At 72.7% G+C, this 4,373-nt stretch carries 4 protein-coding genes; 3 read left to right on the top strand and 1 reads right to left on the bottom strand.

Going from position 1 to position 4,373, the window contains the following annotated elements; all coding sequences use genetic code 11:
* Positions 1–637 (top strand): DUF8017 domain-containing protein (locus tag G6024_RS08105; protein WP_159148453.1); only part of this gene is annotated, 637 nt, incomplete at its 5' end.
* 25 nt (positions 638–662) lie between these two features.
* Here the strand turns inward: G6024_RS08105 and G6024_RS08100 are convergent.
* Positions 663–1,412 (bottom strand): hypothetical protein, encoded by a 750-nt coding sequence (locus G6024_RS08100; RefSeq protein WP_235027813.1) that lies wholly within the window; start codon positions 1,410–1,412, stop codon positions 663–665.
* 80 nt (positions 1,413–1,492) lie between these two features.
* Between G6024_RS08100 and G6024_RS08095 the strand changes: the two genes are divergently transcribed.
* Both G6024_RS08095 and G6024_RS08090 read left to right on the top strand, forming a co-directional pair.
* Positions 1,493–2,929: a M20/M25/M40 family metallo-hydrolase gene (locus G6024_RS08095; RefSeq protein WP_159148452.1), complete on the top strand. Its 1,437-nt coding sequence runs from the start codon at positions 1,493–1,495 to the stop codon at positions 2,927–2,929.
* Positions 2,930–3,032: 103 nt separating this feature from the next.
* Complete coding sequence (locus tag G6024_RS08090) at positions 3,033–4,220, top strand: alpha/beta hydrolase (protein ID WP_159148451.1); 1,188 nt, start codon at positions 3,033–3,035, stop codon at positions 4,218–4,220.
* Positions 4,221–4,373: the final 153 nt, after the last annotated feature.

The raw sequence follows: 4,373 nt of genomic DNA, 5'->3' as shown, positions 1-4,373 counted from the left end.
CGACGTCGACGCCCCCGCCCGCGAGCAGCCCGGGCCCACCCTGGCCGCCGGCCCCCCGCCGGCGGACTGGCAGGACGTCCGCAGCCCCACCGGGCTCGTGTACTCGGTTCCGCCGGGGTGGGAGGTCGGGGACCCGTTCGGGGTCGACGACGACGCCGGCGACCCCGGATCGGACTGGGGATCGGGCTACGTCACCACCGCCAACGCCATCGCCGACCGTGGATACTGCCGGCTCGGGGGCCTGAGCTTCCGGACCCTGGTCGGCATCAGCGCGACGGCACTGCCGGGCGAGGCCCGTGAACAAGCCGAATCGGCGTCCCGGGCCATGGCGGACTCGATCGACCGACGGTTCACCCAGGCCGGTGCCGACGTCCCCGTCCCCGATGCCCGCAGCATCGGAGTCTCGGGGGTGCCCGCCTGGTACGTCTCGCTGCGCGGCGAGGTGCGTCCCCCGCGCAACGACTGCACCCCGCCGACCATCCGCTTCGACACCATCGCGGTGTCCACGCGGGGCCCGGACGGCGCGCCCGCCTCACTGGTGTTCGTGCTCATGTCCGACGAGGGCGAGGCCGGCGTGCAGCCCACGGAGACGATCGACGCCGTGGTGGCGTCCCTGCGCTACGACATCTCGGTGTGACGCCGCCCGGGCGTGGTCACCCGGTTCAGGCCGCGGTGGCGGAGTCGCGGCCGCCCGTCGCGGGATCGCCCCCGGCGGACGGTGCGATCACCTCGTCCGTCCGCGCGTCACGCGGCAAAAACTCCGCCCACCCCTGGTCGCAGCGGGCCCACGCCCAGCCGGCGTCCGCCGCGGCGTCGGCCGCGTCGACCGGGACGGTCCGTCGGCACTCGGGGACGTCCGGCCCGTCCTTCGCCTGGATGAGCAGGCAGTCGCCAGACCGCTCGAAGCGGAAGCAGCGTTCGCCGTCGACCTCCAGCTCCAACCGGTCGCCGTCGATCAGGAGCTTGCCGATCAGCTGGCCCAGGAGTTCACGGGTGACCCACGGCAGCGTGCCGCGGGGTCGACCGCGCACCGCGTGGTCGGCGATCCCCGCGCCCACCATGGTGGGCCGACGGTGGACGTCGACATCAATGCGCTCGCGCGGGTCGGCCACCAGTCCCAGCTCGGGCGAGGTCACGCGGAGCTGGCGCGGGGCGGCGTACCGCATGACGGCGTTGACCACGAGTGGGCGGGTGATCACCTCGGGCCGGATGACCACGCCCACGCCGTCGATCTCCGGGCGCGAGCACAGAGCGCCGGTCTCGCCGATCGCCTCGGCCTCCGGGAACCGCTCCGACACCTCGTCGCACAGCGCCTCGAGGTCCGCCCGCACGCGTGCGGGCAACTCGTCGACGGAGGTGAGCTCGCGGAGCTCCTTCTCAGCAGGGGTGACGATGATCACAAAGCTACTCATGTGCACACCATACTTCATGCTGCGTTCACTTTCCGTTCATGTCGCCGAGTCGTGTCGGAGCGGGCAACTACTCTGTGCGCATGGCCGACTCCCCCGCGTTCGCTGACCCCCACGCCGATCTCGCCCCGCTCGCGGCCGCGGTCGCCGCCCAACTCGACCGGGCCCGCTCCGATCTCGCCGATCTCGTCGCCCTACCGTCGGTGCACGATGCCGAGCCGGAGGCCGGCGCACAGGCCAGCGACCTCGTCCGCGGCCTGCTCACGGACCTGCCGATCCCGGGCCTGGGCCCGGACTCGGTCGAGGTGATCGAGACGTCCGACGGGTCGCGCGCGGTGTTCGCCCACCGCCCGGCCGCACCCGGCCGCCCCACCGTGCTGCTCTACAGCCACTACGACGTCCAGCCCTCCGGGGACCCGGGCGAGTGGACGTCCTCGCCGTGGGAACTGACCGAGCGCGACGGCCGGTGGTACGGCCGCGGTGCCGCGGACTGCAAGGGAAACCTCGTCGTGCACCTCGCCGCCCTGCGCGCCCTCGCCGCCCTGGGTGACGACGACGAGGTCGGCGACCCCGGGGCGGACCCGCTGGACGGCCTGGGGATCCGACTCGTCGTGGAGGGCTCCGAGGAGACCGGCGGAGGGGGCCTGGACGATCTCGTGGCGTCGCGGCCAGACTTGGTGGCGGCGGAGGCGATCCTCATCGCCGATTCCGGGAACGTCTCGGTCGGCACCCCCACGCTCACGACCAGCCTCCGGGGGATCGCCAACCTCGTCGTCGTCGTCGACACCCTGGAGGCCGGGGTCCACTCCGGACAGTTCGGGGGCGCGGCGCCCGACGCGCTCGCCGCCCTCATCTCCATCCTCGCCTCGCTGCGCGACCCCGCCACCGGCGCCACGACCGTCGACGGCCTGGACTTCACCGGCGAGTGGGACGGGCGGGCCTACCCCGAGGAGACGTTCCGCGCCGACGCCGGGATCCTCGACGGGGTGGAGGTCTCCACGGCGGCGCCGCTCGCGGACCTGGTGTGGTCACGGCCCGCGGTGACCGTGCTGGGAATCGACTGCCCGCCGGTCGAGGGAGCGATCGCCGCCGTCCAACCCCGAGCCCGCGCCCTGGTCAACCTGCGCGTTCCGCCCGGGATCGACCCGGTGGAAGCGCAACGGCTACTCACCGAGCACATCGAGCGGCGCAGGCCCTGGAACGCCCGGGTGACGGTGGAACCCGAGGCCGTCGGCCACCCGTTCCGCGCGGTGCCGGCGGGCGGCTCGGACCCGGTCCACGACCTGCTCTCGCAGTGCCTGGCGCAGGCCTACGGTGCGGAGGAGGTCGCCGTGGTCGGCTCCGGCGGATCGATCCCGCTGTGCACCGCGCTGCAGCGGGCGCATCCCGACGCGAGCATCGCACTGTTCGGCGTCGAGGATCCCGCGGCCGCTATCCACTCCCCCGACGAGAGCGTCGACCCGCGGGAGATCGAGCGCATCGCACTGGCGGAGGCGGCGTTCCTGCAGCGCTACCGCTGAGCCCCCCGGCCCGGAGAACCGGTAACGGTGTGATGCCCGTGGGCCGATACTGTCACCAGAGGCGGCGCGACCAGGTCTCGGCTGCCCGGAAGAAGGAGCCGCCATGCCCGTGCCCGCACTCGCCCACCGCGTCACCCGCGCAGGCCGCGCCCTCCTCGCGACCGCTGTCGCCGCCGCGCTGACGGTGGGGCTGCTCCCCGCCCCCGCGCAGGCGCAGGGGCTACCGGGGTCGATCAGCCCGGAGCAGATCGCCAACGGTGCTCTCGGCACCATCTCGCCGGAGAGCCTCAGCCAGCTCCTCTACTTCGGCAACCTGCCAGGCTCGTCCGGGTCATCGATGATGGGCATCGCCAACCGACTCGGATTCTCCCCCAACATGTTCGCCGGACCCCCGCCGCCGGCGCCCCAACCCAACCCGAACATCACCGAGACCCGTGTCGTGCGCAAGGACGTCGACGGCCGCTACGAGCGGTGGCTCATCGACTCGGCCGACATGAAGCGCGGGATCACCGTCGAGGTCTACCGCGCGCCCGACGGTAATCAGAACGCGCCGTTCCTGTACCTCCTCGACGGCGTCGGTTCCGAACTCCCCAGCGGCTTCATGCAGTGGGGCGCGGCAGAGCAGTTCGCGGACGAGAACGTCAACCTCGTCATCCCGACCGGTGGCCAGGGTTCGATGTGGGCGGACTGGAACGAGCCCGACCCGGTGCTGGGCATCAGCAAGTGGGAGGCGTTCATCACCCGCGACCTGCCCGCCCTGGTCGAGCCCGAGGTCAGCACCAGCCGCAGCCGCGCGATCGGCGGCATCTCGATGGGCGCCGGCGCGGCCGTGACCATCGCCACCCGCCACCCCGATCTCTACCGGGCCGTCTTCGGCGTCTCGGGCTGCTACTCCACCGGCACGCTCGGTCAGATCCTCACCCGCTACACCGTGGAGAGCCGCGGCGCGACCCTGACCAACATGTGGGGCGAGCCGGGCACCGCGCAGTGGGCGGCCCACGACGCGCTCATCAACGCGGAGGGATTGCGCGGGAAGGCGATCTACCTCTCGTCCGGCACGGGCGTGGCCAACCCTGGGGACTGGGAGGACTACAACAACGACGCCGCCAACTTCGTCGCCGGCATGGCGCTGGAGCAGGCAACCGGGCAGTGCACACGCGCGGCGGACCGTCGCCTGCGCGAACTGCGCATCCCGGCGACGATCGACCACCTGCCCACCGGGCTGCACAACTGGTCCTACTACTCGCGTCAGATCCCCGTCGCCTGGAACGCCATCCGCGGCGCGCTGTAACCCCACCGGGGTCCCAGAGGAACCGGCGTTCGCCGCGATACGCTCACCTCCGTGAACCCCCGCCCGGATCTTGACCTGACCCTGCGCCTGTCGGCGTCCGCGGCCGACTCCCGACGGGGAATCGTCCGCGCACACCCGGAAGTGATCCTCGCG

This window comes from Dietzia maris (genome assembly GCF_014144855.1).
In the GTDB taxonomy this organism is placed as follows: domain Bacteria; phylum Actinomycetota; class Actinomycetes; order Mycobacteriales; family Mycobacteriaceae; genus Dietzia; species Dietzia kunjamensis.
This window is presented reverse-complemented; position numbering and strand designations above follow the sequence as displayed.